At 59.4% G+C, this 26,777-nt stretch carries 21 protein-coding genes; 9 read left to right on the forward strand and 12 right to left on the reverse strand.

Annotated features, from left to right (window positions below):
• Nucleotides 1-46 precede the first annotated feature (46 nt).
• Nucleotides 47-1,276 carry a winged helix-turn-helix domain-containing protein gene (locus ACEN9A_RS07710; protein WP_258672888.1) on the forward strand — a complete coding sequence of 410 codons (1,230 nt, stop codon included), beginning with the start codon at nucleotides 47-49 and terminating at the stop codon, nucleotides 1,274-1,276.
• A 105-nt stretch (nucleotides 1,277-1,381) separates the two neighbouring features.
• On the opposite strand, the gene ACEN9A_RS07715 is transcribed toward ACEN9A_RS07710, so the two are convergent.
• A complete protein-coding gene (locus tag ACEN9A_RS07715) occupies nucleotides 1,382-2,728 on the reverse strand; it encodes a class II 3-deoxy-7-phosphoheptulonate synthase (RefSeq protein ID WP_258672889.1) in 1,347 nt (448 codons plus the stop codon).
• Between the two features lie 148 nt (nucleotides 2,729-2,876).
• Between ACEN9A_RS07715 and ACEN9A_RS07720 the strand changes: the two genes are divergently transcribed.
• On the forward strand, nucleotides 2,877-3,632 hold the full coding sequence (locus tag ACEN9A_RS07720; RefSeq protein WP_007940010.1) for a spermidine synthase: 756 nt from the start codon (nucleotides 2,877-2,879) through the stop codon (nucleotides 3,630-3,632).
• Nucleotides 3,633-3,690: 58 nt separating this feature from the next.
• On the opposite strand, the gene ACEN9A_RS07725 is transcribed toward ACEN9A_RS07720, so the two are convergent.
• Nucleotides 3,691-4,482, reverse strand: a complete 792-nt coding sequence (locus ACEN9A_RS07725; protein WP_258672890.1) for a crotonase/enoyl-CoA hydratase family protein — start codon at nucleotides 4,480-4,482, stop codon at nucleotides 3,691-3,693.
• Between the two features lie 421 nt (nucleotides 4,483-4,903).
• On the opposite strand from ACEN9A_RS07725, the gene ACEN9A_RS07730 reads away from it, so the two are divergent.
• Entirely contained in the window at nucleotides 4,904-6,577 is a 1,674-nt protein-coding gene (locus ACEN9A_RS07730; RefSeq protein WP_007940012.1) for a DEAD/DEAH box helicase, read from the forward strand.
• 183 nt (nucleotides 6,578-6,760) lie between these two features.
• Here the strand turns inward: ACEN9A_RS07730 and ACEN9A_RS07735 are convergent, their stop codons facing one another.
• Nucleotides 6,761-7,528 (reverse strand): DODA-type extradiol aromatic ring-opening family dioxygenase, encoded by a 768-nt coding sequence (locus tag ACEN9A_RS07735; RefSeq protein WP_258672891.1) that lies wholly within the window; start codon nucleotides 7,526-7,528, stop codon nucleotides 6,761-6,763.
• Nucleotides 7,529-7,631: 103 nt separating this feature from the next.
• On the opposite strand from ACEN9A_RS07735, the gene ACEN9A_RS07740 reads away from it, so the two are divergent.
• Entirely contained in the window at nucleotides 7,632-8,288 is a 657-nt protein-coding gene (locus tag ACEN9A_RS07740) for a thiopurine S-methyltransferase (protein ID WP_258672892.1), read from the forward strand.
• A 130-nt stretch (nucleotides 8,289-8,418) separates the two neighbouring features.
• Here the strand turns inward: ACEN9A_RS07740 and htpX are convergent, their stop codons facing one another.
• On the reverse strand, nucleotides 8,419-9,306 hold the full coding sequence (gene htpX, locus ACEN9A_RS07745) for a protease HtpX (RefSeq protein ID WP_008075669.1): 888 nt from the start codon (nucleotides 9,304-9,306) through the stop codon (nucleotides 8,419-8,421).
• 317 nt (nucleotides 9,307-9,623) lie between these two features.
• Nucleotides 9,624-10,835: a pyridoxal phosphate-dependent aminotransferase gene (locus ACEN9A_RS07750; RefSeq protein WP_008009397.1), complete on the reverse strand. Its 1,212-nt coding sequence runs from the start codon at nucleotides 10,833-10,835 to the stop codon at nucleotides 9,624-9,626.
• A gap of 226 nt (nucleotides 10,836-11,061) precedes the next feature.
• On the opposite strand from ACEN9A_RS07750, the gene msrB reads away from it, so the two are divergent.
• The 3 genes from msrB (at nucleotide 11,062) to ACEN9A_RS07765 (ending at nucleotide 12,611) form a co-directional block, all read left to right on the forward strand.
• Complete coding sequence (gene msrB, locus ACEN9A_RS07755; RefSeq protein ID WP_007940018.1) at nucleotides 11,062-11,457, forward strand: peptide-methionine (R)-S-oxide reductase MsrB; 396 nt, start codon at nucleotides 11,062-11,064, stop codon at nucleotides 11,455-11,457.
• A gap of 210 nt (nucleotides 11,458-11,667) precedes the next feature.
• Nucleotides 11,668-12,153 (forward strand): glutathione peroxidase, encoded by a 486-nt coding sequence (locus ACEN9A_RS07760; protein WP_258672893.1) that lies wholly within the window; start codon nucleotides 11,668-11,670, stop codon nucleotides 12,151-12,153.
• The gene (locus tag ACEN9A_RS07765) at nucleotides 12,150-12,611 is read left to right on the forward strand and encodes a MarR family winged helix-turn-helix transcriptional regulator (protein WP_258672894.1); all 462 of its coding nucleotides are present in this window, start codon (nucleotides 12,150-12,152) and stop codon (nucleotides 12,609-12,611) included. The genes ACEN9A_RS07760 and ACEN9A_RS07765 overlap by 4 nt, the downstream gene beginning before the upstream one ends.
• Here the strand turns inward: ACEN9A_RS07765 and ACEN9A_RS07770 are convergent.
• Nucleotides 12,595-14,916 carry a hybrid sensor histidine kinase/response regulator gene (locus tag ACEN9A_RS07770; protein WP_258672895.1) on the reverse strand — a complete coding sequence of 774 codons (2,322 nt, stop codon included), beginning with the start codon at nucleotides 14,914-14,916 and terminating at the stop codon, nucleotides 12,595-12,597. The genes ACEN9A_RS07765 and ACEN9A_RS07770 overlap by 17 nt on opposite strands.
• A 166-nt stretch (nucleotides 14,917-15,082) precedes the next feature.
• Between ACEN9A_RS07770 and ACEN9A_RS07775 the strand changes: the two genes are divergently transcribed.
• Together ACEN9A_RS07775 and ACEN9A_RS07780 are read left to right on the forward strand one after the other, a co-directional pair.
• Nucleotides 15,083-15,973, forward strand: a complete 891-nt coding sequence (locus ACEN9A_RS07775; protein WP_019650558.1) for an ATP-binding protein — start codon at nucleotides 15,083-15,085, stop codon at nucleotides 15,971-15,973.
• Nucleotides 15,970-16,452 carry a GAF domain-containing protein gene (locus ACEN9A_RS07780; protein WP_258672896.1) on the forward strand — a complete coding sequence of 161 codons (483 nt, stop codon included), beginning with the start codon at nucleotides 15,970-15,972 and terminating at the stop codon, nucleotides 16,450-16,452. Before ACEN9A_RS07775 ends, ACEN9A_RS07780 begins: the two co-directional genes overlap by 4 nt.
• Here the strand turns inward: ACEN9A_RS07780 and ACEN9A_RS07785 are convergent, their stop codons facing one another.
• The 6 genes from ACEN9A_RS07785 to ACEN9A_RS07810 form a co-directional block, all read right to left on the reverse strand.
• On the reverse strand, nucleotides 16,453-19,398 hold the full coding sequence (locus tag ACEN9A_RS07785) for an HD domain-containing phosphohydrolase (RefSeq protein WP_258672897.1): 2,946 nt from the start codon (nucleotides 19,396-19,398) through the stop codon (nucleotides 16,453-16,455).
• A 32-nt stretch (nucleotides 19,399-19,430) separates the two neighbouring features.
• Nucleotides 19,431-22,691: a transporter substrate-binding domain-containing protein gene (locus tag ACEN9A_RS07790; RefSeq protein ID WP_258672898.1), complete on the reverse strand. Its 3,261-nt coding sequence runs from the start codon at nucleotides 22,689-22,691 to the stop codon at nucleotides 19,431-19,433.
• 8 nt (nucleotides 22,692-22,699) lie between these two features.
• Nucleotides 22,700-23,326 carry a response regulator transcription factor gene (locus tag ACEN9A_RS07795; protein WP_007940027.1) on the reverse strand — a complete coding sequence of 209 codons (627 nt, stop codon included), beginning with the start codon at nucleotides 23,324-23,326 and terminating at the stop codon, nucleotides 22,700-22,702.
• A gap of 254 nt (nucleotides 23,327-23,580) precedes the next feature.
• On the reverse strand, nucleotides 23,581-23,985 hold the full coding sequence (locus ACEN9A_RS07800; protein ID WP_019650562.1) for a response regulator: 405 nt from the start codon (nucleotides 23,983-23,985) through the stop codon (nucleotides 23,581-23,583).
• Between the two features lie 171 nt (nucleotides 23,986-24,156).
• Nucleotides 24,157-25,488 carry a deoxyguanosinetriphosphate triphosphohydrolase gene (locus ACEN9A_RS07805; protein ID WP_019650563.1) on the reverse strand — a complete coding sequence of 444 codons (1,332 nt, stop codon included), beginning with the start codon at nucleotides 25,486-25,488 and terminating at the stop codon, nucleotides 24,157-24,159.
• 67 nt (nucleotides 25,489-25,555) lie between these two features.
• Nucleotides 25,556-26,719, reverse strand: a complete 1,164-nt coding sequence (locus tag ACEN9A_RS07810; protein ID WP_258672899.1) for an EAL domain-containing protein — start codon at nucleotides 26,717-26,719, stop codon at nucleotides 25,556-25,558.
• Nucleotides 26,720-26,777: the final 58 nt, after the last annotated feature.

A 26,777-nucleotide genomic window follows, 5' to 3' on the forward strand; every position in this document is an offset into this window, starting at 1 on the left:
AACCACTTTCGGGTGAGGTAGGTTGCGAGCAGACAAGGAGATGCTCATGCCCGCCACACTGTCCTTTTCCCTCAAACAGGCTCGGCGTCTGGCGCTGGCTGCCCAAGGGTTCAACGGGCGCCAGCCGCCGGCGGCGATCAAACCGGTTCAGCTCAACCGGCTGATCGAACGGCTCGGCATTCTGCAGATCGATTCGGTCAATGCATTGGTGCGTTCGCACTACCTTCCCGTGTTTTCCCGACTTGGCAATTATTCAACCGACTTGCTCGATCAGGCTGCCTGGAGTCAGGGCCGCCGGCGCACGTTATTCGAGTATTGGGGCCACGAAGCTTCGTTATTACCGTTGTCGATGTACCCCTTGATGCGCTGGCGCATGCAGCGCGCAGCCCGTGGCGAAGATATCTACCAGCAACTGGCGCGTTTCGGTCGTGAGCAGCAGGACACGATTCGCCGTGTTTTAGCGTCGGTCCAGGAGCTTGGTGCGCTGGGGGCGGGCAGCCTGTCGACCCGTCAGGAACGGGCAGGGCCGTGGTGGGACTGGAGCGCTGAAAAGCATGCGCTGGAATGGTTGTTCGCCGCCGGTGAAGTGACCGTGGCCAGTCGGCGCGGGTTCGAACGGCTATATGATTTGCCGGAGCGGGTGCTTCCTGCGACGGTTCTGCAGCAGCCCTTGCTCAGTGAAGCCGAAGCCCAGCGCGGGTTATTGCTGCATGCGGCCACGGCGTTGGGCGTCGGCACGGAAAAGGACTTGCGGGACTATTTTCGCTTGAACCCGGCAGACAGCCGGCCGCGTCTGGCGGAACTGGTCGAGGGCGGTGATCTGCTGGTCTGTGAGGTTGAAGGCTGGCGGCAACCGGCCTATTGCCTGGCTGAGTCGAAGGTGCCGCGCAAGGTCGAGGCCAGTGCGCTGCTTTCACCATTCGATTCGCTGATCTGGGAACGCAGCCGTACCGAGCGATTGTTCGATTTCCGTTATCGGTTGGAGATTTATACGCCGCAGCACAAACGCGTCTACGGCTATTACGTCTTGCCGTTTTTGCACAATGAGCGGATTGCTGCGCGGGTCGACTTGCGAGCCGAACGAGCGTCGGGCCGGTTGGCGGTGCATGCCGTGCATGAGGAAGAGCCGGGGCTGGATGATGAAGGGATGCTGGCGTTGGCGGTCAATCTGCGGCGGATGGCGGGCTGGTTGGGGCTTGAGCGGCTTCAGCTGAATTGCCCGCGGGCGAGTGCGGCGAGGTTGCGGGGGGCGTTGGCTCAAATGGGTGGTGATTGAGCTGACGCCTTCGTGTAGGAGCTGCCGCAGGCTGCGATCTTTTAGCGGTCTTGAGTCAAAACAAGATCAAGATCAAAAGATCGCAGCCTGCGGCAGCTCCTGCACTCACCGCCGAACCTGTTTCAGGGTCTCGGCAATCAAAAACGCCAGTTCCAGCGACTGATCGGCATTCATCCGCGGGTCGCAATGGGTGTGATAACGATCCGACAACCCATCTTCGGTAATCGGCCGCGCGCCGCCGATGCATTCGGTGACGTTCTGCCCGGTCATTTCGATGTGGATGCCGCCGGCATAACTGCCTTCCGCTTCGTGAACCTGGAAGAACTGCTTCACCTCGCCCAGGATCTGTGCGAAGTCGCGGGTCTTGTAGCCGCTGCTGGCCTTGATGGTGTTGCCGTGCATCGGATCGGAGCTCCAAAGCACTTGCTTGCCTTCGCGCTGCACTGCGCGAATCAGCTGTGGCAGGTGATCGCCGACTTTGTTCGCGCCCATCCGCGCAATCAGGTTCAGGCGACCCGGGTCGTTGTCTGGGTTGAGCACATCGATCAGGCGAATCAGGTCTTCAGGGTTCATGCTCGGGCCGACCTTGACCCCGATCGGGTTATGCACCCCACGCAGGAATTCGACGTGAGCGCCGTCCAGTTGACGGGTACGGTCACCGATCCACAGCATGTGGGCCGAGCAGTCGTAGTAGTCGTTGGTCAGGCTGTCGCGACGCACGAAGGCTTCTTCGTAGTTCAGCAGCAGCGCTTCGTGGGCGGTGAAGAAGCTGGTTTCGCGCAGTTGCGGCGAGCTGTCCATGCCGCAGGCGCGCATGAAGGCCAGGGTTTCATCGATGCGATCGGCCAGGTGGCTGTATTTCTCGGCCAGTGCCGAGTTGGCGATGAAGTCCAGGTTCCATTTGTGCACCTGATGCAGGTCGGCAAAGCCGCCCTGGGCAAAGGCGCGCAGCAGGTTCAGGGTCGCGGTGGACTGGTGGTAGGACTGCAGCAGGCGATCCGGGTCCGGCACGCGGCTTTTTTCGTCGAAACCGATGCCGTTGACGATGTCGCCACGGTAGGCCGGCAGCGTCACGCCATTGATGGTTTCATCGTTGGCCGAACGGGGTTTGGCGAACTGACCGGCCATGCGTCCGACTTTGACTACCGGGCAACCGGCGGCGAAAGTCATGACGATCGCCATTTGCAGCAACACTTTAAAGGTGTCGCGAATTTTCGCGGCGGAGAATTCGGCGAAGCTTTCGGCGCAATCGCCGCCCTGCAACAGAAACGCCCGGCCCTGGGTGACTTCGGCAAACTGACGGCGCAACTCCCGCGCTTCACCGGCAAACACCAGTGGCGGATAGCTCGCCAGGGTTTGCTCGACGTGCAGCAAATGCGTCGCGTCGGGGTATTGAGGTTGTTGCTGGATCGGCAGGGCGCGCCAGCTGTCAGGGCTCCAGGGTTGGCTCATCGCAGTCTCTAGTGTTTTACGCTCGGACGGTTATGTTATCAGCAATTAGTGCGTGACCTGCTCCCGTCGCTTCGCGGACAATCGCGCCTTTGCCGCTTTATGTTGCGGTTTATCGTGTTGCCGGGGCCGGTAACGATCAGGAGACGAAATGACTGAGGAGCGCGTCGAGCATCTGCTCGCCGAGGTGCAGGATGAGTTCGGCGTGATTCGCGTGCTGGAAGTGGCCGATTACCGTTTTCTGGAGTTCGGTGACGCCATCGAACAGAGCTGCGTGTTCACCGCCGACCCTAGCTGGCTCGAGTACGATTACACCCGCGCGATGCTGATTGGCGCGCTGTGCCACGAGCAGCCGGAAAGCGCGCTGTTCCTCGGCCTTGGCGCCGGGACACTGACCCAGGCTTGCTTGAAGTTCCTGCCACTGGAAGATGTCGAAGCCATCGAGCTGCGCCCTGACGTACCGCGCCTGGCTATCGAATACCTGGGCCTGGATGACGATCCGCGGCTGTACATCCGCGTCGGCGATGCGCTGGAGTTGCTCGATACGGCTGAACCGGCCGATCTGATTTTCGTCGACCTGTATACCGATGTCGGGCCGGGTGTCGGGCATCTGGCCTGGAGCTTTCTGGAAAACTGTCAGAAACGCTTGAATCCGGGTGGCTGGCTGGTGATCAACCAGTGGGCCACCGACGACGGCAAGCCGTTGGGCGCAGCGTTGTTGCGCGGTCTCTATCACCGGCATTACTGGGAACTGCCGGTGAAGGAGGGCAACGTGATTCTGATCGTGCCATCGGAGCTGGATCAGGAGCTGGACATGGAAGGGCTGATCGCCCGCGCGGAAGGCTTGGCGCCGCGGTTGGGGTATTCGTTGCAATCGTTGATCAAGGATATTCGGCCAGCGACTTAATGCGATGAGGTCATCTGTGGCAAGGGAGCTTGCTCCCTCGCCACAAAAAGCCGATCTGTCAGCAGCCTTTGAAGACGCCCGGCCGCTTCTCGATCATCGACCGCACACCCTCCTTGGCGTCCTCGCTGTTGAGCAGTTTCTTCACCAGCGCCGGCAATGCCTTGGCCGCAGCAATTTCACCCTCGTAGCGCGCCTGTCGCGCAGACATCAACGTCGCCTGAACCCCCAGCGGTGCCTGCCTCGCAATCCTCTCAGCCAACTCGATCGCCCGTGGCAGCAAGTCCTCGCTGGCCATGACTTCCTGCACCAGGCCCAGATGCAAGGCGTCATGTGCATCGAATTCATCGCCGGTGAGCAGCCAGCGCATGGCGTTGCCCCAACCGGCGACCTGATGCAGGCGCAAGGTGGCGCCGCCGAACGGGAGGAGTCCGCGCTGCACTTCCTTTTGGGCAAAACGGGTATTGCTGGCGCACAGGTTGATGTCGGCGGCCAGCATCAATTCGATGCCCGCGGTCAGGCAGTAGCCTTGCGCCGCGACAATCACCGGTTTGCTGACGCGGGGGCCGCCGAACACGCCCCAGGGATCGCAGCCGCCGGGCGGTGCCTGCCAGCCTTCGGCCAGGGCTGCGCCGGCGCTGACCAGGTCGAGCCCGGCAGTGAAATGCTCGCCATGGCCGAACACCACCGCGACCCGCGCCTCACTGTCGGCTTCGAATTCGCCATAGGCCAGGCTGAGTGCGTTGAGCAGGTCGAGGTCGAAGGCATTGCGCTTGGCCACCCGATCCAGGCCGATCATCAGGACATGACCGTGTCTTTCACGGGTTACACGACTGGGGCTGGGCTGATTCATGGAGCATTTCCTCGGGCGGGAAGGGTGCGTCAGACCAAAGGTCTGCGTCGCAAGGGTGAACCGTTTTAGCGCCATCGTCAGCAGGGCCGGGCCTTTGCAAAATAGACGGTTGTACGATTATCCGCAAAGCCCGTGACACAACGGCGTATGCCGGTTTTTTCCGATAAAAAAAGCTCCCTTTTTTGCCGAATTCCGGTATAGTGCGCGCCGGCCTTTAACCGGGCCGCGTTTAGGTAGCGCAATTCCCCGAAGCCAGCTTCGGCTGCACGTCCGCCCCGCGGACTCTTCCTTGACGATTCTTTTCATTCATTCGTTTTCGCAAATCCCCGCCGACAAAGCTGCCAGGGCGACTCTTGAGTCTCAACACGGCATGCGCAGCTTTGGAGCATGGGTCTTTGCGGATGCACTTAGAGGCAGACCCATGACCCAGGAAATCGGCGGCTTCGCCGCTCTTGAACTTCACCCTAATATTGTCGCTGCAGTAGTCGCTACCGGCTATGAAGAGCCTTCGGCCATTCAGCAGCAGTCGATCCCGATCATTCTCGCCGGTCACGATATGATTGGCCAGGCGCAAACCGGTACCGGTAAAACCGCTGCCTTTGCCCTGCCGATCCTGCACCGCATTGATCCGTCCAAGCGCGAGCCGCAAGCTCTGATCCTGGCCCCAACTCGTGAGTTGGCGCTACAAGTTGCAACCGCTTTCGAAACCTACGCCAAGCAAATGCCGGGCGTAACTGTTGTGGCTGTCTACGGCGGCGCGCCGATGGGCCCACAATTGAAAGCAATCCGTAATGGCGCACAGATTGTTGTCGCCACTCCGGGTCGTCTGTGCGACCACCTGCGTCGCGACGAAAAAGTCCTGACTACCGTGAACCACCTGGTTCTCGACGAAGCGGACGAAATGCTCAAACTGGGCTTCATGGACGACCTGGAAGTTATCTTCAAGGCCATGCCGGAAACCCGTCAGACCGTATTGTTCTCGGCCACCCTGCCGCAATCGATCCGTGCCATCGCCGAACGCCACCTGCGCGATCCGAAGCACGTGAAGATCCAGAGCAAGACTCAGACCGTTACCGCGATCGAACAGGCTCACCTGTTGGTTCACGCTGACCAGAAGACTTCTGCCGTTCTCAGCTTGCTGGAAGTGGAAGATTTCGACGCCCTGATCATGTTCGTGCGCACCAAGCAAGCGACCCTGGACCTGGCCAGTGCCCTGGAAGCCAAAGGCTACAAAGCTGCTGCGCTGAACGGTGACATTGCTCAGAACCAGCGTGAGCGCGTAATCGAATCCCTCAAGGATGGCCGTCTGGACATCGTTGTGGCGACCGACGTTGCCGCTCGTGGCCTGGACGTTCCGCGTATCACTCACGTGTTCAACGTTGATATGCCGTACGACCCGGAATCCTACGTTCACCGTATCGGCCGTACCGGCCGTGCCGGTCGCGAAGGTCGCGCGCTGCTGCTGGTCACTCCTCGTGAGCGCCGCATGCTGCAAGTGATCGAGCGTGTTACCGGTCAGAAAGTTGCCGAAGTTCGCCTGCCGGACGCTCAAGCTGTTCTCGATGCCCGCATCAAGAAACTGACCAACAGCCTGTCGCCGCTGGTAGGTGATGCCGAGTCGACTCACGGTGATCTGCTGGATCGTCTGACTGCCGACATCGGTTGCAGCCCGCGTGCCCTGGCCGCAGCCCTGCTGCGCAAGGCTACCAACGGTCAAGCGCTGACCCTGGCCGCAATCGAGAAAGAGCGTCCACTGGTGCCGAACAATGCACCACGTGGCGATCGTCCAGAGCGTTCCGGTGATCGTCCGGACCGTGGTGACCGCGAGCGTCGTGCTCCGATCCCGCTGGCCGAAGGCCGTGCTCGTTGCCGTACCGCGCTGGGCGCGCGTGACGGTATCGCTGCCAAGAACCTGCTGGGCGCCATCCTCAACGAAGGTGGTCTGGCGCGTGAAGCCATCGGTCGCATTCAGGTGCGTGACAGCTTCAGCCTCGTCGAGCTGCCGGAAGATGGTCTGGAGCGTCTGCTGACCAAGCTGAAGGACACTCGCGTTGCCGGTAAGCAGTTGAAGCTGCGTCGCTACCGCGAAGATTGATCCGCCCCCGGGCTGATTGATCGCACATAAAAAATCCCCGACTGGTTCGGGGATTTTTTTTGCCTGAGAAAAGATCGCAGCCTCGTTTCACTCGACAGCTCCTACAGTAGTCTCGTCGAACGCGGTCGATGTAGGAGCTGCCGAAGGCTCGGGCCGCGTTCGGACGATCTTTTGATCCTGACGTTATCCGAAGCGATAAATATCCATGCCCAGCGCCCCCATGGTGAATCCCTGGTGCACAACGCTGAACTCACCCCCGGCCGAGCGGGCGAAGTACAGCGGTAACAGATGTTCGTCACTCGGATGGTTGCGCACCGCGTTCGGCGCTTGCTGGCGATAGTCGTGCAGCGCGGCTTCATCGTTCGCTTCGAGCTTCTCGATCATCCAGTCGCGGAACGCCTTGGCCCAGGGTTCGACGCTTTCCGGGCCGGCGTGCCAGTCCAGCTCGCGCAGGTTGTGGGTGATGCTGCCAGAGCCGATCAACAGCACGCCGTGTTCACGCAGGCTGGCCAGGGCATGGCCGATGCGGGTTTGCAGCGCCGGGCCGCCACGGGTGGGCAGCGAGACCTGCACCACCGGGATATCGGCCTGCGGGTACATCAACGACAAGGGCACCCAAACGCCGTGGTCGAAGGGGCGCTTGGTGTCGATGCGCGCAGGCAGGCCATCGCCCTTCAGCAGCTCGACAACCTCTGTCGCCAGCTGCGGGCTGCCGGGTGCCGGGTACTGCACCTCGAACAAGGCCCGCGGAAAACCGCCGAAGTCGTGCCAGGTTTCGGGTTGGGGGTTGCCGCTGACCAGCAATTCGCTGCTTTCCCAGTGCGCGGAAACGATCACGATGGCCTTGGGCTTCGGCATTGTCGCGGCCAGATTCGCGAGGGCCGGCCCACTGGCGCCAGGTTCCAGGGCCAGCATGGGGGAGCCATGAGAGATATACAGGCTGGGGAACATAATTGAGCTCCTGGGAGTAAGATGGCAGCATCTTCAGTCAGATCATTGATCTAAATCTAATATAAGTTTTAGAGTCTTTTGATCGAATTTTTCGGGGTTAATTATGCAGCCGGAGTTTTGGCACAAACGGTGGGCGTCGAATCAGATCGGCTTTCATCTGCCGGAAGTAAATCCCTATCTGCAACGGTTCTGGCCGCAACTGGGCCTTGATGAAGGTTCTCGCGTACTGGTGCCGTTGTGTGGCAAGAGCCTGGACCTGTTGTGGCTGGCGCACTGCGGTCATGAGGTGCTGGGTATCGAGCTGTCGGAAAAGGCCATCGAGGACTTTTTCAATGAGCATCAACTGGACCCGGCAATCAGCGAGCAGGGGCCTTTCAACGTCTATCGGGCCGGGTCGATCGAGCTGTGGTGCGGCGATTTCTTCGAGTTGACGGCAGGCGATGTTGCCGATTGCAGCGCGCTTTACGACCGTGCGGCGCTGATCGCGTTGCCGCCAGCGATGCGTGAGCAATACGCGGCTCATCTGATTCGAATTTTGCCGAAGGATTCTTTAGGGCTTCTGATCACGCTGGATTACGACCAGGAACAAATGGCCGGGCCGCCGTTTGCGGTGCTTGATGACGAAGTGCAAAGGTTGCTGGGCGCGTCTTGGGAGCTGAAGATCCTGGAAGACCAGGACGTCCTGGGTGAGAGCTGGAAGTTTCTCGAGGCTGGTGTCACGCGGCTTGAGGAGCGTGTGTATCGGGTTTCAAGCCGATAAAAGCTGCTGATTATGCTGGCCTCATCGCGGGCTTGCCCGCGATGAGGCCCTGAAGAGCACCACACCACTTCGCAGACAAAAAAAGGCCCGCATACACTGCGGGCCTTTTCTTTTAGTGCTGCGGAACCTGTCAGCCCCGGCGACGCAGTGCGTCGATGCGTTCTTCCAGCGGCGGGTGGCTCATGAACATGCGGGCGAACCCTTGTTTGAGACCACCGTTGATGCCGAAGGCATTCAGGGTATCCGGCATGTGCACCGGCAGCCCTTGTTCCGCACGCAGGCGCTGCAGGGCACCGATCATTGCGCTGGTACCGGCCAGGCGTGCGCCGGCGTCGTCGGCGCGGAATTCGCGCTTGCGCGAGAACCACATGACGATGGCGCTGGCCAGGATGCCCAGGACCAGTTCAGCGAAGATGGTCGCCACGTAGTAGGCGATACCCTGGCCTTCTTCGTTCTTGAAGATCACCTTGTCGACAAAGTTGCCGATGATCCGGGCGAAGAACATCACGAAGGTGTTCACCACGCCCTGGATCAGCGCCAGCGTGACCATGTCGCCATTGGCCACGTGACCGATTTCGTGGGCCAGAACGGCTTTCACTTCATCCGGCGAGAAACGCTCGAGCAAGCCCTGGCTGACCGCGACCAGTGCGTCGTTCTTGTTCCAGCCGGTGGCGAAGGCGTTGGCTTCATAGGCCGGGAAAATCCCGACTTCGGGCATCTTGATCCCGGCTTCGCGGGACAGTTGCTCGACGGTTTGCAGCAGCCATTGCTCATGCCGGGTGCGCGGCTGGCTGATGATCTGGGTGCTGGTGCTCATTTTCGCCATCCACTTGGAGATGAACAGCGAGAACAGGGAACCGGCGAAACCAAAGACCGCACAGAAAATCAGCAGCTGATTGAGGTTGAGATCAACCCCGTTGGCCGCCATGAACCCGTTGAAGCCGAAAAGGCTCAGGGTGATGCTGGCAATCAGCACGACCGCCAGGTTAGTGGCCAAAAACAGCAAAATGCGCATCATGGTTGTAGAAATCTCCTCGTGCTAAAGATGTAGCGTACTGCGGGGTATATAAGGTGCTGCACCGGGCTATTCAACCGGGTGACTATTTCAAACTGTGTCCTACGGCAACAGTCTAGCTGCTTGAAGGGCATTTCCGACGTCGACATGGGAAACGGTTGTCAGCCGATTAGCTTCACAGGCCCCCGCCGTTATTGGGCGTGGGCATGAAGCGTGTCGTCAGTCAGCGCTTGAAACAACGAGGCAGGGCAGGGCGCACAGAAGTGTTGCTGAATTAATCACCGTGCGACTTTTATCCGCGTCGCACGGTGACAGGCCATTTACTGGCGATAGGACTTGAGGAAGTTGCCGATCCGGCCAATGGCCTGATCCAGGTCGTCGAGCCGTGGCAGGGTGACCACGCGGAAATGGTCTGGCCATGGCCAGTTGAAGGCCGTGCCTTGTACCACCAGCAGCTTTTCCGAGAGCAGCAGGTCGAGCACGAATTTCTCGTCGTTGTGGATCGGGCAGACTTTCGGATCGATCCGCGGGAACGCATACAGCGCACCCATCGGCTTGACGCAGCTCACGCCCGGAATGTCGTTGAGCAGTTCCCAGGTACGATTACGCTGTTCCAGCAGACGCCCTTGGGGCAATACCAGATCGTTGATGCTCTGATAACCACCGAGTGCGGTCTGGATCGCGTGCTGGCTCGGCACGTTGGCACACAGGCGCATATTAGCCAGCATGTCGATGCCTTCGATGTAGCTCTGGGCGTGGTGTTTCGGGCCGGAAATGGCGATCCAGCCGGAGCGGAAGCCGGCCACGCGATAGGACTTGGACAGGCCGTTGAAGGTCAGGCACAGCAGGTCCGGTGCCAGCGAGGCGGTGCAGATGTGCACGGCGTCGTCGTACAGGATCTTGTCGTAGATCTCGTCGGAGAACACCACCAGATTGTGCTGACGGGCCAGCTCCAACATGCCCAGCAGGACTTCTTTCGAATACACCGCGCCAGTCGGGTTGTTCGGGTTGATGATCACCAGGGCCTTGGTGTTCGGGGTGATCTTGGCCTTGATGTCGGCCAGGTCCGGCCACCAGTTGGCCTGCTCATCGCACAGGTAATGCACCGGGTTGCCGCCCGCCAGGCTCACTGCGGCGGTCCACAGTGGATAGTCGGGGGCCGGCACCAGCACTTCGTCGCCGTTGTTGAGCAGGGCCTGCATCGACATCACGATCAGCTCGGAAACGCCGTTGCCCAGATAGATGTCTTCAATGCCGACGCCTTCCACCTGCTTTTGCTGGTAGTACTGCATCACGGCTTTACGGGCGCTGAACAGGCCTTTGGAGTCGCTGTAGCCTTGGGCGGTCGGCAGGTTGCGGATCACGTCCTGAAGGATTTCGTCCGGCGCTTCGAAACCAAAGGGCGCCGGGTTGCCGATGTTCAGCTTGAGGATGCGATGACCTTCCTCTTCCAGGCGTTTGGCGTGCTTGAGCACTGGGCCGCGAATGTCGTAGCAGACGTTGGCGAGCTTGTTCGATTTGCTGACCTGCATGGCGATGTGTTCCCGAAAATGAACGATCCAGGCGGCGTGTGAACGACCGTGCTGGGAATCCTGCGTATTCACACAGGCCTGACGCCTTGAGTGGCGGCACTCATAAATCCGTTTGAATGCGCGTGGTCTGGCTGCCAGACTGGCGTTTGACGAGGCGCAATCATACGTGCCGCCCGATCCGTGGAAAAGGTACAGATCGGGCTTTTTCAGCTGCTGAGGTGTATCAATGGAAAAGTTGGAAAAAACCCTGGAAGAATGGCGGGCCATGCTTGATCCGGAGCAGTACAACGTTTGCCGCCTCAAGGGCACCGAACGGCCGTTCTCCGGTAAATACAACGGCACCAAAACCGACGGTGTTTACCACTGCATCTGCTGCAACGCACCGCTGTTCGACTCCAAAACCAAGTTCGATTCCGGCTGCGGCTGGCCGAGCTTCTATGCGCCGATCGGCGACAGTGCGATGGTCGAGATCCGTGATATCAGCCACGGCATGATCCGCACCGAAGTGGTCTGCGCCAAATGCGATGCGCACCTTGGGCATGTGTTCCCGGACGGTCCGCCGCCAACCGGTTTGCGTTATTGCATCAACTCGGTGTGCCTGGACCTCGTTCCCCGCGAATAATCTGCTGATGTCGCGCATGTAATTTGCGTGCGTAGGAGCTGCCGAAGGCTGCGATCTTTTGATCTTGTCTTTTAAAAACTAAAGTCAAAAGATCGCAGCCTTCGGCAGCTCCTACAGGGGTGTTCGTGTGGGGGTGGTTATTGATTTATTAAATTGCACACAATTCAATTGCTCGCTATGTTTGATATTCCTTCATTCGGAGTTCGTGCCATGAGCGACAACCTGCTGAGCATCCCTTGCACCACCATCAAGGGGGAGCAAAAGACCCTGGCCGATTTCGCCGGTAAAGCGGTGCTGGTGGTCAACACCGCCAGCAAATGCGGTTTCACCCCGCAGTACAAAGGCCTCGAAGAACTGTGGAAGACCTACAAGGATCAAGGCCTGGTGGTGCTCGGGTTTCCCTGCAATCAGTTCGGCCAACAGGAGCCGGGCAACGAAGGGGCGATTACCGAGTTCTGCGAGTTGAATTACGGGGTGAGTTTCCCGCTGTTCAAGAAGATCGAAGTCAACGGTGCCGGCGCTCATCCGCTGTTCGTTCAGCTGAAAAAACGCGCGCCAGGCGTATTGGGTTCCCAGGGCATCAAATGGAACTTCACCAAGTTCCTGATCGGCAAGGACGGTCAGCTGGTCAAGCGCTTTGCTCCGGCCACCAAGCCGCAAGCGCTGCGCCGCGAGATCGAAGCCCTGCTCAAATGAACACGTTGTCAGTCGATTCGCTGAAGCTTGACAGTCAGCTCTGCTTCAAGCTGTACGCCGCTTCTCGGGCGGTGATCCGTGCCTACAAGCCGATGCTCGATCAACTGGGCCTGACCTACCCGCAATACCTGGCGATGCTGGTGCTGTGGGAATGGCAGGAGGCGGCGCCGGAGCAGCCAACGGTCAAGGCGCTGGGTGAGCGCCTGGCGCTGGATTCCGGGACCCTGACGCCGCTGCTCAAGCGTCTTGAGCAACTGCAACTGGTGCAGCGCCAGCGTTCGGCGCGCGATGAGCGCGAGGTGCACTTGAGCCTATCGCCCACCGGCAAGGCCTTGCGCGATCAGGTCGGGCCACTCAAGGCCCGTCTGTTGTGCGATAGCGGTGTCGATCTGGATCGCCTGAATGAGCTGCGCGATGGTCTCGATCACCTGTTGGGGCACATCAAATTGCTGTCGTAGTGGGTATCCACAAGTCGAGCAGGGCCGCCAGTTCTTCCCGGCGGAAGGGTTTGGCCAGGTAGTCGCTCATGCCCGCCGCACGGCAACGCTCGCGTTCTTCGGACATGGCGTTGGCGGTCAGGGCGACGATGGGCAGTTGTGGCCAGCGCCCGCTACGACGGATCTGCCGGCTGGCTTCATAGCCGTCCATCACCGGCATGTTGCAGTCCATCAGCACCAGATCGAATTCGCTGTGCTCGAGCTGATCCAGGGCTTCGGCGCCATGGGCCGCGACGCTCACTTCGCAGCCGAGTTTGCCGAGCATGCCCTTGGCCACCAACTGATTGACCGGGTTGTCCTCCACCAGCAGGATGCGCCCGCGTCGCTGGGGTGAGAGGACTTCGACCCGGGCACCGTTGATCGTGTTGAGTTCGGGCTGCAGGATCCGTCGCAATGTCTGGTAAAGCGCATTGCGTGCCAACGGTCGCGCCTGTTGCTGCAAAGGTGCCAGGGCGCTGGCTTGCTCGCTGGGCAGGAAACTGCCGTAAGCGGTCACCAACAGAATCGGTGCGGTTAAAGTAGGGCGCAGGCCAAACAGGCATTCGGGGCAGTCGGTGATCAACACATCCGGTTTCAGGCCGATCAATCGGTCATCGATGGAACGCTGTTGATAGCCGAGCCCCCATTCGGGCAACAGATTCTGTAGCAGTTCCGCCAGTCCGCTGCTGGCGGCCGTGATCGCGACGATGTTGCCTTGCAGAGCTGCTGGCGGGATGGCGCGAGTGTGGCAGGGCAGCGGCAGGTCGGCGCAGAACTGACTGCCGAAGCCTGCTTCCGAGCTGATCGTCAGGCGCCCCTGCATGGCTTCGCAGAGGTTATAAGTCAGCGCCAGGCCCAGCCCGGTACCGCCGAATTGCCGGGTAATGCCGGCACCAGCCTGGGTAAACGGCTGGAAGATTTTGACCTGCGCATCCTGGGCGATACCGATGCCAGTGTCACAGACCTCGATTCGCACGCCGTCTTCGAACGTTGAAAGACGCACATCGACCCGCCCGAAGCGGGTGAACTTGAGGGCGTTGGACAACAGGTTGCTGACGATCTGCCGGACCCGGGTCGGATCGCCGAGTACCAGCGCGGGAAATTGCGGGTCGATCAGGCACGTCAGCTCGACGCTCGGCGCGGCGTTCTGGGACAGCAGGTTGGCGGTGTCTTCGATCAGCGAGCCGAGGTCGAATGGAATGTGTTCGAGTTCCAGCTGGCCGGCATCGAATTTCGACAGGTCGAGAATATCGTTGAGCAGTTCCACCAGCACTTTGCCCGAGTCATGGGCGATGGACAGCTGTTGCTGCTGCTCGGCATTGAGCGGGCCGTCCAGCGAGAGCGCGATCATCCCCAGCAGGCCGTTGAGAGGCGTGCGGATTTCATGGCTCATGTTGGCCAGGAACACCGAGCGTGCCTCGGCCATGTCCAGGGCGGTGCGGCGGGCGACTTCCAGTTCCTCGTTGGACAGGCTGAGCCGCGAGTTGATGGCCTTGAGTTCCGCCGTACGGGCCGAGACGATATTTTCCAGTTGCGAGAGGTAGTCGGTCAGGCGGTTTTCGGCATTGCGCCGCTGCTGGATCTCGGTGGCAATGTTATCGAACTGTTGATTGGCGACCTTGACCAGGACGCCGATTTCATCGTTTTCATGCCCCGCCGGATACTCCAGCCAGGTCGGCTCCGCGCTGCGTGGATCCCGACCACTGAGTTCGCGGATGACCCGCACCAGCGGTTTGGTCAGCATCACGTAAAACAGCGCCAACAGAATGCCCGTGAGGATCAGGCTGCGCGCGAAGCCGTTGAGCAGGGTCACTTCGGCCCGGCGCAGGAAACGACTGCCGAAGGTGTAGGTATCGACATCCAGGTGCAAGGTCCCGAGGGACTCGTCCGGCAAGTGGTCGAGGTAAAGACGGTCTTCAAACTGTCGGTTGGCGCCGAACAGGAAGTCGCTGAGCATCCGGTAATTGTTTTCCAGGCCCGGGCGTTTGACGCTGGCCAGCACGGTATTGTTGTTGTCGGTCAATTTCGCGCCGATGATCGCCGGGGAGCGCAGCAGGCCCAGGATCAGTTCCTGGGCGAGTTCGGCGTCGATGTTGTAGGCGATGCGAGACGCGGGGTTATGGCTGATTTCCAGCAACGACAGGATTTCGCGGTTGATGGAGGCGTCTTCGCTGGCATAATCGATGCCTATTTGCACAAGGCTGAGCAGCGTGCCCAGAATGAAACCGACCAGCACCGTAAGCTTGGCTTGCTTGTACGACAGCCGCTGGCTGAACTTGATATCCATGGGATGTTGAACCACTTCCGTTTCCCTTCGCTGCTCAAGCATAGTCGATCATCAATGGATACCGATGTTCTCGCAAAACACCTGTACGGGGTGTTGGCCGGGCATCGGATGCTGTGTTTCGTCGCTGTACCGCCATCATCACTGTGAACGTGCCCGAGGAGAAGACGTGGATTCCCGATTGAATGCTTTTCTTGAACGCGCCGATGCCGTTCTGGCCCGTATCGAACCGCTGCTGCCGGCGCCTCGGCAAACGGTCGACTGGACACATTGCCTGGCCGCACGCTGGCAACGCGAGGGTCGCAACGGTTTTCTGTTGCCGCTGCAAGTCAGCCTCGACATGCGCCTGTCCGACCTGATCGGCGTTGACCGGCAACTTGAGCAATTGGGCCGCAATACTCAACAGTTCCTCGACGGCATGCCTGCCAATCACGCCTTGCTCTGGGGTTCGCGGGGCACCGGTAAATCGTCGCTGGTGCGCGCCTTGCTGGCCGAACACGCCAGGAACGGCCTGCGGCTGATCGAGATCGAGCGCGATCACCTGGCGGACTTGCCGCGAGTGGTCGAGCAGATTGCCAAGCTGCCTCAACGGTTTGTGCTGTTCTGCGATGACCTGTCGTTCGAGTCGGGCGAGGGCGATTATCGCGTGCTCAAGAGCGTACTCGATGGCTCTCTCGAGCAGGCGCCAGACAACGTTCTGCTGTACGCCACCTCCAACCGTCGCCATCTGGTGCCGGAAAAGGAAAGCGATAACGAAAACTGGAAAAGGGTCGATGGCGAGCTCCATCCCAATGAGGCGGTGGAAGACAAGATCGCACTGTCGGACCGTTTTGGCCTGTGGCTGTCGTTCTATCCGTTTACTCAGGAACATTTCCTCAACGTCGTCGAGCACTGGATCGGCCAATTGGCCGACAAGGCCGGTCTCAAGTGGCAGCGTGACGAAGAGTTGGACATCCTCGCGGTGCGCTGGGCCACGGGCCGGGGTAATCGCAACGGACGTTGCGCGTATCAATTTGCCCGCTATTGGGTCGGGCTGAAGCTGTTGGAGCAAAAGGCATGATCGATTTACAAAAGAGCGGCCAGGGCCTTGAAGGCTACGGCATGCTATGGGCACAGCTGGAATCGTTGCTGGCGGACGAGCGTGATTTTATCGCCAACGCCGCGCAATTTTCCGCGTTTCTGTTCAACCAGCTCGATGACCTGAACTGGGCCGGTTTCTACCTTAATCGCAACGAAGAACTGGTGCTTGGCCCGTTTCAGGGGCAGATCGCCTGCGTACGGATTCCATTCGGTCGCGGCGTGTGCGGGGCTGCCGCCGCCACCTTGCAGACCCAGCGGGTCGAAGACGTACACGCATTTCCCGGCCACATCGCTTGCGACAGCGCATCGAACAGTGAACTCGTCGTGCCGTTGGTCAAGGACGGTCGACTGATCGGCGTGCTGGACCTCGACAGTCCGAAACTGGCGCGTTTTACCGTTGACGATCAGGCCGGTATCGAGCAACTGGCGGCGATTTTCCTGCGTCTGACCGACTGCTGATCAGGCTTTCAAGCCGGCCTTGATCAGCAGGCTTGTCGGGTCAACGGCATCGATCTGTTGTGGCTCCAGGAATTGGCTGGCGTACTGCAAGTAGATTTCGTCGTTGATGAACAGCCCGAACAATTCAGCGTCGATGTGGGCGTCACGGCACATGGTGGCCATGATGCCCAGCGCTTCGCTCAAGGACTTGGCTTTCTTGTAGGGGCGATCGGCGGCGGTCAGCGCTTCGAAAATGTCGGCAATCGCCATCATCCGCGCCGGCAGACTCATGTCTTCGCGCTTCAAGCGTTTGGGATAACCGGTGCCGTCCATTTTTTCGTGGTGGCCGCCGGCGATTTCCGCGACGTTATTGAGGTGACCGGGGAAGGGCAGGTGACTGAGCATCAGGATCGTCTGCACCATGTGGTGATTGATGATGTAACGCTCCTCGCGGGTCAGGGTGCCTCGGACGATGCTCAGGTTGTAAAGTTCGCCCCGGTTGTACTTGTATCGCGGCACGTCGAGCTTGAATCCCCAGGGATTGTCGTCCGGGATCAGTTCGCTGTCGGCGCGCTCGAGCAGATGCTCGGGTTTATCCGCCAACAGCGGCTCGCTGACCGGCAGGGTCGGCGCCGGAGTCCGGGCCTGGCGACGGTTCTCTTCCCACGAAGCGCCAAGCCGATCATCCAGGGTTCGGCTCCAGGTACGTTGGGCGATGGTGTTCAGCCGCTGCAGATCGGCCTCGGCCATGGCCTCGCTGCCCAGGTTGCAGCGCGCCACGAACGCGAAATCATCATCCAGCGCCGCCAGGCTCGCATTGCGCAATTGCGCCAGATGCGACTCGTCACCCCCCAGGGCGATGGCCTGCCAATAATTGATCCAGGTATCACGCTTGAGGACTTCGAAACGGGTGCGGATTTCGTGGATGCGGTCGTACAGGGTCTCAAGTTTCGTGGCTTTGTCGACCACGTATTCAGGGGTGGTGACCTTGCCGCAATCATGCAGCCAGGCGGCGATGTGCAACGCCTCCCATTCATCTTCGCTGGGCTGATAGCTACGGAAGGCCGGGGCCTGACTGGCAGCGGCCGCCTGTGCCAGCATCAGCGTCAGTACCGGTACTCGCTGGCAGTGCCCGCCGGTGTAGGGACTCTTGGCATCGATTGCGCCGGCCAGCAGCTGAATGAATGAGTCCAGCAGCTGTTTTTGCCTGGCTTGCAGGCGCTGACTTTCGATACTCACGGCGGCCGCGCCAGACACCGCCTGGAGAAACGCGATGCGATCCGGGCGCAGTTTTTCCAGGTCGTCTTGTGTGCCGCTGTCGGCCAGCAGCAGGACCAGCAGCCCCACGGTTTCGTTATGGCGATTGTGTAGTCGAATACCGACCAGATGAACCCGCGGGCACTCCAGCGCGAGCAAGACTTTCTGCAGATCCCCCGCCTGTTCGAAGCCCAGGGAGGTGACGACATTGTCGGCGGTCGACAGTGTTTGCATCCACTGAGGGCTCTGCGGATCCTGGGGTACGTGTCCTTGAATGTCGAATGACGGCAAGGCCTGTGAACTGCCGTTGATGACCAGCGCATGAGGCTCCACGCGATTTTCATCACCTTCGCGCAGGTAGATCAGACCGGCCTGGGCCTGGCCGATCTGCACGGTTTCAAACAACACCCGTTGCAGCAAGGGGGCGAAACGGGTTTCGGCGCTCAGGCTGTCGGTGATCCGGAAAAAACTCGCCAGGGTGTCTTTCATGCGCGCCATCGAGACGCTCAGTTGGTCGACTTCCAGCACCGGCGAGCGACGGCTGGCCGGAAAATTGAAATCGAAACTACGAATCGCATCGGCTTCCCGCACCAGCGCGCGCAGGGGGGTGACCAGGACCCTCGAGGTCAGCCAACCCATGGGCAGGCACAACAGCAGCGTTGCCAGGGTAATCAGCGCGCCTTGCCAGCGCATGCGGTAGGCATCGACGAGCAATTCGTCCTCTGGCACCAGCAGCGCCAGTTGCAGCCCCTGGGGCCCACCCTCCTGCATGCTGCTGCGCGCCACGATCCATTGACGACCCGCGGCGTTCAGGCGATTGATCTCAGGGGGACTGGTGAGCAGGGCCGCGAGGCTGGGGCTCAGGTCGGCGGCTTTGATCAGCCGGGCTGTCTGGTCGTCGACGATCAGTTTGCTGCTGTCGGGGTAGGCGACGGCATTGCCCTCGGCATCGAGCAGCACAATTTCGGTGCCGGGCGTCACCACATGTTTGGCCAGGGTAGCCGACAGTTCCGCCAGTGTAAGGTCGGCACCCATCACCGCTTGCTCACCACTGCGCCGCGCCAGGGTTGTGCCGACATTGTGGGTGGAGAAAAACAGGTAGGGCTCGGTGGTGATCTGATCACGGTCGCTGCGGGCGCTGGAGAACCAGGCGCGGGTGCGTGGATCGTAGATTTCGTCGGGGTTGTCCAGGCGGCTGACGAGGGCCAGCTTCTGATCGAAAAACAAGGATTGGGAGCGGACCTGACCGCCGCCTGGATGCTCGATGCTCCATACCTGATACGCCGCGGTGTCCGGTGCCTTGAGCTGCGTTTTCAGGGCGACGCTGCGCAGGGGGCGAACCATGAAGAAGTCACCATTGCTGTAGCCCAGGTACAGCGAGGCCAGATCGGGGTTGTCCGTGAGCGATTGACTGAAGGGCTTGAGCAACGCCAGGCGTTGCTCAAGGTCGGGTGCCTGGGTTGCCGGATTGTCCGCCAGCAGGCTCAGCAGATGACGAATCGGCTCATAGGTGCGATGCAGGTCCAGACGGACATCCTGCTCGATGCGGTTGAAGAGCTTTTCACTGCTGGAAAGAATGATCCGGGTGGTTTGCCGATAGTTGAAAATGCCCAGCACCACCCCGGTCAGCAACAGCAGGAACGTGAACATCACGCTGATATGGATGTGCAGGGGAAACCGGCGCTGGTCCGGGCGCAGTGGGCTGGGCATTGCAGCTTTCTCCATGACAATGAACACACTGCTCAGCCTTCCAGCATAGTTAACGCTCCGTCATTCTGCTGTTTGTCGTGTCGTGCGAGCTGTTGTTGCAACGCTTGATCCAGTTCGAGCATGGCGCGCTCCATGGACTTGCTGCAATCAGCCACTTGATCGTGGTGGGGCCTGTTATTGCAGGCCTTTTCGAGCGCCTCGCAACTGTCGATCAGTCGGGAGGCCTGGACGATTCGCGCCGCTCCCTTGATTTTGTGGGCAATGTCGAGGAGTGACTGCCGGTCGTTTGACCGGGACAACGTCAGCAGCGTTTGCCGATCCAGGTGGTTGCTATTCAGCAGCTCGGTCAACAATCGCCGGTTCAGTGCCGGATTGCCACCGGTCAACAGGTGCAGCCCCTCCAGACTGAACGCCGGGTCGCGGACCGTCGGTGCAATGCCTTCGATCCATTGGCTCAAGGCTGTCAGGCTGAGAGGTTTGAACAGGCAATCGTCCATCCCGGCTTGTTTGCAGCGTTGTCTTTCCTCCGGTTGCGCATTAGCGGTGAAACCCAGAACGGTACAGGCAGGGCGCTGCATGCGCTGTTCATGTTGGCGAATGGCACGAGCCATCTCATATCCATTCATGATCGGCATGTTGCAATCGGCAATCACCAGGTCGAATGGCTGATCTTTCCACGTCTGCAATCCCGCCTCGCCATCCGCTGCGACCTTGAACCGATGCCCCAGAAACTCCAGTTGCTGGCACATGAGCAAGCGATTGGCCGGGTGATCGTCGACCACCAGAACGTTCAAGGGGGCTGCGCTCTGGTGAATCGGTGGCTCGGCAATTTCCGGCATCTGTACAGGCGGCAGGGTTGCCAGATTCAGCGAAACCCGAACTTGAGTGCCGACCCCGGGCTGGCTGCTCAATTGCAGGTTGCCGCCCATCATTTCGCACAGATTGCGGCTGATCACCAGGCCCAGCCCCGCACCGCCCCTGGCTAACTGGCTGGAGTTATTGGCCTGGACGAAAGGCTCGAACAGTCGCTGCTGATCCTGCTCGCTGATCCCGGCGCCACTGTCCTCAACCAGCAACTGCAGCTGCACGCGGTCGGGTCCGTCGGTCGGTTGCAACTCGAGGCTGATCCTGACCTGACCCTGTTGCGTAAACTTGATTGCATTGCTGACCAGGTTGGACAGCACCTGTTTGAAACGCATCGGGTCCAACAGGACATCGGTCGCAGGTTTGGCAGGGTTGAATGCCAGGTGCAGTCCGAGATTTTTTTGCCGGGCCAGCCCGTCGAAGATCCGCATCACCGAGGCTACGGTTTCAGCCAGATTGACACGCTCCGGGCTCAGGCTCAGACGTCCGGATTCGATGCGCGCAATGTCGAGAATGTCCCCGATCAGTTCCAACAGGTCTTTTGCCGAGTGATACGCGACGTCGATGGCCGGTCGATCCGGATGGTCAGGATCAATACGTTTGAGTGTCAGCTCCAGCATGCCGATGATCGCGTTCATCGGCGTGCGGATCTCATGGCTCATGGTTGCCAGAAAGGTGCTTTTAGCCCGGTTGGCTTCATCGGCACGTTCTTTCGCCGCCTGCCGCTGTTTTATCTGGCGTCTCATATAGGCATTCCAGGCAACGGATATCAGCAGCAGTACACCCGCGCCGGTAACGATCTGATAGAACACTCGGTGATAGTTGCGCCAGGTACTTTGCGAGGCCGCCGAATAGCCACGCCAGCGGTTGTTGATGATGCCCAGCTCTTCCGGTGTGATGCTCAACAGCGCCTTGTCGAGGATGGCATTCAGTTCTTTGGCGTCGCGCCCGGTCGCCAGGGAAAATGCCGCCTGTTGGGTGCCGATGGTGGTGGTGATCTGAAGTGTCCGCTCGAAGATCCGCGATGAGATGAAGTAGTTGGCGATCACCAATGAGTTCACCGCACCTTCTGCCTTACCCTCGGCGAGCAACTCCACGGCACTGAAGGTGTCTGGAGTTTCAACCAGGTTGATCCGCGGAAACTCTCTGCGCAGGTAATCCACCAGTGGATTGCCCTGGGCAATGGCCAGGCGTTTGTCCTGCAGCTGGTTGAGGTTGGTCGGGCTGTCGGCCGCTTTGCGTGTCAGCAGGACAAAGGAGTTTTCCAGATACGGGCGGCTGAAGTTCAACATCGTTTCACGCTGTGCGCTGGGGAGCAGGGCGGCGATCAGGTCGGCCTGCTGGTTAGCGATCTGCTCGACCATCTCGTCATCGCTTCGGCTGCGCTGGATCTCGAAGCGCAAACCGGTGCGCAATCTGATCAGTTCGAGCAGGTCAGCCGTGACACCCCGAAAGTTGCCGTCGCTGTCAAAAAACGTCAGCGGCGCAAACGCTTCATTAACCACCACCCGCACAACCGGATGTTGCGCCAGCCAGCGTTCTTCGTGGTGGGTGAGTTGCAGTTTTTGATCGGTGAGAAGAATGTCGCTGCCGGCACTCCAGCGTTTGGCGATGTTTTCCCGTTCGCTGGTGGGGATGGCCTTGAGTACCGCGTTGATGATCCCGAGCAGGTCCGGGTTGCCCTTCTGTACGGCAAAGCTGAAACCATGGGCTTCGTGTTTACCGAAGTTGGCCATGCGGATGTTGTTCAGATACCCCTTGTTGATCATGTAATGAGTTGAAATGGTGTCACCGAGAAAAACATCGGCCTGGTCGAAGGCAACCGCGTTGATTGCATTTTGGTAGGACGGGTAGGAGGTGATGATTGCCTTGGGGTACAGCGCCCTGACTTCGTCCAGAGGCAGATAGTGATACACCATGCTAAGCCGCAGGCCGGCAAGACCATCGGTCAGAGACCTGGTTTCTCCTTCCCGTGTCACCAGCACGGGTTGATCCACGGCGTAAGGTGTGGACAGCGCAATGTCGGCATTGTCGGCCTCGAACCCATTGGCGGTGCCGAGTATGTCGACCTGACCCTTTTCCAGCGCCTCGATCGCAGCCCCTCGGGACGCGAAGCGCTGAACCTTGACGGGCAACCCCGTAACCTTGCCGAGGATGCCGGCGTAGTCGGCGGTGAAACCTTCGTAGTCGTGGCCGCTGAGTGTCAGGTCGAAAGGCGGATAATCCGGGCCTGACGTGCCCAGGATCAATTCACGTTTGTCTTTGACCCATTGTCGTTGTGAGGTATCCAGCTGGACTTCCATGTGCCCGGTCGTTGAGCGACTGAGCAGTGTGTAGTTTTCACTGGGCGTCTGCGCCGCGAGCACCGGGGTACTCAGGCATAAAGCCGCGATCATGAGTCTTGGAAAATCCTTCAAACGACTGGGCATCCTGTTCCTCACACTAACGCGTTACGTTTTGCCATATCGATGAGTTCAACCAGAGATTTGGCTTTGAGTTTCTGCATAAGTCGTTTTTTATAGGTGCTGACAGTCTTGTTGCTGAGGAACATGCCCTTGGCAATTTCCTTGTTGGTGCGACCTTGGGCAAAAAGTTGTAATACCATCAACTCTCGATCATTTACGGATTTGAACAAGTCCAGGTCCGCCCACTGTGCGTCGTCACAACGAACCGGGTTCAAGGCCTCGCTGGGGAAGTAGTTGTAACCTGATAATACTGCTTTGATCGCACTCACCAGTTCACTGAGCTCTTCCTGTTTGCATACATACCCTGATGCACCTGACTGCATGCAGCGAATACCAAAAAGTTTCGGGCATTGTGCAGTTAACACCAGTGTTTTTAATGGCGTGCTCATTGCGTTGAAACGGGAGAGCACTTCCAGCCCATCCAGTTTGGGAATGCTGATGTCGAGGATGATCAGATCGGGCATGCATTCGCGCACCATCTGCATGGCATCGACACCATTGTCAGTTTCACCGACGACTTTGTAACCTTCATGTTCCAGCAGCATTCGAACGGCAAGGCGGATGACAGGGTGATCGTCGACAATAAAAACGGAGTTCATAATCAAATCCCATACGTGCACAAATAAAGCGCGCACCTTAGCTCAGTAGTTGAGGGGGCGCATGGACTGACAAGTCGATAGCAGCAATATAGGAAAAGTCCTACAATTGAAAAAGAAACGGACTACGTACCAACTAGGTTTTGAATGAGGAAGGGGTAAAGTTTGGATGATGTAGTCAAGAGGGTGAAAGCGTTGGGTTATAAGTTTTAATCTGTGTTTTGGATGTGGTTTTAGTGTGTGGGGATTGGCCTGTTTTATTGTGAGGCTAAGGTCAACAAGCTTCTAAAGTCTGATTGTTTCAATGGCTTGATCAAGTAACCCAGCAAGGGAAGTCCGTGTTCGTAGGCTACTGTTTTAAGTTTTTCCAGTTCGGCGGATGTCAGGCTGCTCAGCAGTATTGCCTGTCTGATCATTCCCCGGTGACTGGCGAGCTCGATCAAATCAAGACCGGGAAGGTCGGGCAGGCATTGGTCGCACAGAAGAATATCGAACGGTTGCGCAGCCTTGAGCATTTGTTGCAAGGCGCCTTCGGCACTGTCAGTGGTGGTCAGTTGGGTGAAGCCGTAACTCTCGAGCAGGTATTGAGTCGCTCTCAGCTGAAACGGATGATCTTCCACCAGCAATATGTGCCAATCGTGTTTGAACGTAGGAGTTTTCATGCGTCATCTGTCGAGCAGTGGGTGTGCAATTGTTTCGCGAGATGGCCGAACAATCGATCAGTCAGCTCTGCACAAGGTGTAGGGCGATTCTGTCGATGTTGAAATACAGATGAATGTCTAGACACTCGATCAGCCGTTCAGACGTCGCTGACGCGGCTGATCGATGCGCTGTTATCCGTGGCTTGAACGACCGGTCATTTCCAGCGCCATTTCACCGGCATAGCTGTCGGTCATGCCGGCGATGAAATCAATCATGCGCAAGAACGAGGTGTGCAACGGGCCATGGGGATCGGGTGCATTGTTGCCCAACAGGTCGAGTATGCGCCGGTTCTTGAAGGAGGGCGTACGACCGTTGTGCTGCTCCAATGCTGCGCCGCAAAAAGCATTGAGCAGGATTTCCAGGGTGGTGTAGGCGCCGATTTCGTGGAGCGTCTTGCGCTTGTCCTGGAAGATTTTTTTGCGTGCCATGTCCTTGGCATTCAAGACGCAGCGTTTGGCCGGGCCATGCATGTGTTCGACAAGGTCGCCCGGCAGCGTGCCGGCCAGCAGTGCGTCCTGTTGCTCGACAAAGGCTCGGGCTGCTGCGTTGGTCAGGTGTTCGATGGCTTTACCCCGCAGAATCGCCAGTTTGCGCCGCCGCGAATCCTGTGGACCGAGCTGGCGATAGGTTTCCGGGAGATCGTCGCCCACCAGGTCCAGCAGCAGGGACTCGACTTCGGCGTACTCCAGCAGCTCCATCTCCAAGCCATCTTCCAGATCGATCAGCGCGTAGCAGATGTCGTCGGCGGCCTCCATCAGATACACCAGCGGATGGCGCGCCCAGCGCTGTTCTTCCAGTTGGGGCAGGCCGAGTTTATGAGCGATCTGTTCCAGCAGCGGCAGTTCACTCTGGTAGCAGCCGAACTTGTGCTTCTTGTAGCCCAGTGAGTCGGCGTGCCGGGCCGTCCACGGGTATTTCAGGTAGGTGCCCAGGGTGGCATAGGTCAGCCGGGTGCCTCCTTCGAACTGATGGTATTCAAGCTGGGTGAGCACCCGGAAACCTTGGGCATTGCCCTCGAAGTTGAGGAAGTCGTTGCGTTCGGCTTCGCTCATGGCATCCAGCCAGCCACGGCCGGCGGCCTGCTGGAACCAGTGGCGGATCGCGTCTTCGCCGGAGTGGCCGAAGGGCGGATTGCCGATGTCATGGGCCAGGCAAGCCGATTGCACCACCATCCCCAGGTCGCTCGGTTCGCACCAGTCGGGCAGGGCGCTGCGGATGGTTTCACCGACGCGCATGCCCAGCGAACGGCCGACGCAGCTGACTTCCAGCGAGTGGGTCAGGCGCGTGTGAATGTGATCGTTACTGGAGACCGGGTGAACCTGGGTCTTGCGCCCGAGACGGCGAAACGCGCCCGAGAAAATGATCCGGTCGTGGTCTTTATGGAAAGGACTGCGGCCGAGTTCTTCCGGGCTGTGCACAGGTTTTCCGAGGCGTTCGCGGGTAAGCAGGGTGTGCCAATCCAAGGCTGGTTTCTCCGTCAGGTGACTGAACCCCTAGCTTCCCGTTTCGCGCCGGTACCTGCAAGGAGAACTACAACCCCGCGGCGTCGATATCGATGAGCAGTAGCCGTTCGCCGTTATCGAAAAACTGCCCCGCAGTGAGGCAGTACTGATTGCTGGTGGCGTCGCGGTAAGTGTTGGAAAGCGTCAGACGGCGCTCATCCCAACCCTCAGCCAGCAAGTGATAGAAATAGGGGCGCCATGACCAGTTATGGCCCAGGTAGCGGTTATCAGCTTCCCAGCCGTTGTTGCGCCATTCCAGGTTGGGGGTTAGTTGCGTGCCGTGGCGGTCGCACTGATAAAAACGCAGCAGCCAGGGAAACGCCTGGAGTTGCGGCAAGGCGCTTAGGGGCGCGCCGGCTTGAGCCCAGGCTTGCAGGATGGCCATTAGTTCGCTGAGTTGCTGGCGCATGATCATCAGGCGAGCGCGTTCAGTCAGCTTTTGCTGAACGTAACGCTGGCGCAGTTGCGCGAAGCGCTCGACAAAGGCGTCGGTGGCGAAGAAATCCGCTTGCGCTCGGGCGAACAGAAAGCCCTGTACGTAGCGTGAGCCGCACTCCAGGGCAAAATTCAGTTGCGCTTCGGTTTCCACGCCTTCGGCGATGATCCAGCACCCGGTTTTTTCCGCCATTTGCGCCAGTGCCTTGACCACATCGCTGCTGGGACCGCCCAACGCGGCGGCCTGGAACAGCCGCATGTCGAGCTTGAGAATGTCCGGTTGCAGGGCCAGCACGCGATCGAGTTGAGAGTAACCGGCACCGAAATCATCGATGGCGATCCGCGCCCCGGCTTGCCGGTAGCGGGCCACGACTTCAGCCAGACGCTGGCTGTCGCCGCCCAGTTCGGTGATCTCGAAGACGATTCGCTGTGCGTCGACACCATGCCTGCTCAGTTGCTTGAGGCTAGGCAGTGCCTGGTCCCGGCGCAAGCGGCTGATCCAGCGGGGTGAGATGTTCAGGCTGAGAAACCAGTCCGCGGGCGCTTCATGCAGACGGCTCAGGGCGTTGTCGCGAATCTGGCGATCGAGACGTCGCAGGGCGATGGCCGGGGTTCGCGGATCGGCGAACAGCGCACCTACCGAGGTCAGTTGACCATCGGCCTGGCGCAGTCGGCCCAGCGCTTCGACACCCGCGATACGGCCTGTGGCGGTATCGATGAATGGCTGAAAACAGGCGAGCGGTTGCCCGTCGATCACGAGGCCTCCTTAGTAAGGTGTTGTTCTGGATAAAACCTGGTCGCCAGGTAGGCACGCA

Source organism: Pseudomonas sp. Pseusp18, from assembly GCF_059506005.1.

What these genes read in the sequence shown, in the direction of transcription:
- ACEN9A_RS07715 (WP_258672889.1), bottom strand. Translation starts at nt 2,728, where the DNA reads ATGAGCCAACCCTGGAGCCCTGACAGCTGGCGCGCCCTGCCGATCCAG.
- ACEN9A_RS07760 (WP_258672893.1), top strand. Translation starts at nt 11,668, where the DNA reads ATGAGCGACAACCTGCTGAGCATCCCTTGCACCACCATCAAGGGGGAG.
- ACEN9A_RS07770 (WP_258672895.1), bottom strand. Translation starts at nt 14,916, where the DNA reads ATGGATATCAAGTTCAGCCAGCGGCTGTCGTACAAGCAAGCCAAGCTT.
- htpX (WP_008075669.1), bottom strand. Translation starts at nt 9,306, where the DNA reads ATGATGCGCATTTTGCTGTTTTTGGCCACTAACCTGGCGGTCGTGCTG.
- ACEN9A_RS07800 (WP_019650562.1), bottom strand. Translation starts at nt 23,985, where the DNA reads ATGAAAACTCCTACGTTCAAACACGATTGGCACATATTGCTGGTGGAA.
- msrB (WP_007940018.1), top strand. Translation starts at nt 11,062, where the DNA reads ATGGAAAAGTTGGAAAAAACCCTGGAAGAATGGCGGGCCATGCTTGAT.
- ACEN9A_RS07790 (WP_258672898.1), bottom strand. Translation starts at nt 22,691, where the DNA reads ATGCCCAGTCGTTTGAAGGATTTTCCAAGACTCATGATCGCGGCTTTA.
- ACEN9A_RS07725 (WP_258672890.1), bottom strand. Translation starts at nt 4,482, where the DNA reads ATGAATCAGCCCAGCCCCAGTCGTGTAACCCGTGAAAGACACGGTCAT.
- ACEN9A_RS07720 (WP_007940010.1), top strand. Translation starts at nt 2,877, where the DNA reads ATGACTGAGGAGCGCGTCGAGCATCTGCTCGCCGAGGTGCAGGATGAG.
- ACEN9A_RS07740 (WP_258672892.1), top strand. Translation starts at nt 7,632, where the DNA reads ATGCAGCCGGAGTTTTGGCACAAACGGTGGGCGTCGAATCAGATCGGC.
- ACEN9A_RS07795 (WP_007940027.1), bottom strand. Translation starts at nt 23,326, where the DNA reads ATGAACTCCGTTTTTATTGTCGACGATCACCCTGTCATCCGCCTTGCC.
- ACEN9A_RS07785 (WP_258672897.1), bottom strand. Translation starts at nt 19,398, where the DNA reads ATGCCCAGCCCACTGCGCCCGGACCAGCGCCGGTTTCCCCTGCACATC.
- ACEN9A_RS07730 (WP_007940012.1), top strand. Translation starts at nt 4,904, where the DNA reads ATGACCCAGGAAATCGGCGGCTTCGCCGCTCTTGAACTTCACCCTAAT.
- ACEN9A_RS07780 (WP_258672896.1), top strand. Translation starts at nt 15,970, where the DNA reads ATGATCGATTTACAAAAGAGCGGCCAGGGCCTTGAAGGCTACGGCATG.
- ACEN9A_RS07765 (WP_258672894.1), top strand. Translation starts at nt 12,150, where the DNA reads ATGAACACGTTGTCAGTCGATTCGCTGAAGCTTGACAGTCAGCTCTGC.
- ACEN9A_RS07710 (WP_258672888.1), top strand. Translation starts at nt 47, where the DNA reads ATGCCCGCCACACTGTCCTTTTCCCTCAAACAGGCTCGGCGTCTGGCG.
- ACEN9A_RS07750 (WP_008009397.1), bottom strand. Translation starts at nt 10,835, where the DNA reads ATGCAGGTCAGCAAATCGAACAAGCTCGCCAACGTCTGCTACGACATT.
- ACEN9A_RS07735 (WP_258672891.1), bottom strand. Translation starts at nt 7,528, where the DNA reads ATGTTCCCCAGCCTGTATATCTCTCATGGCTCCCCCATGCTGGCCCTG.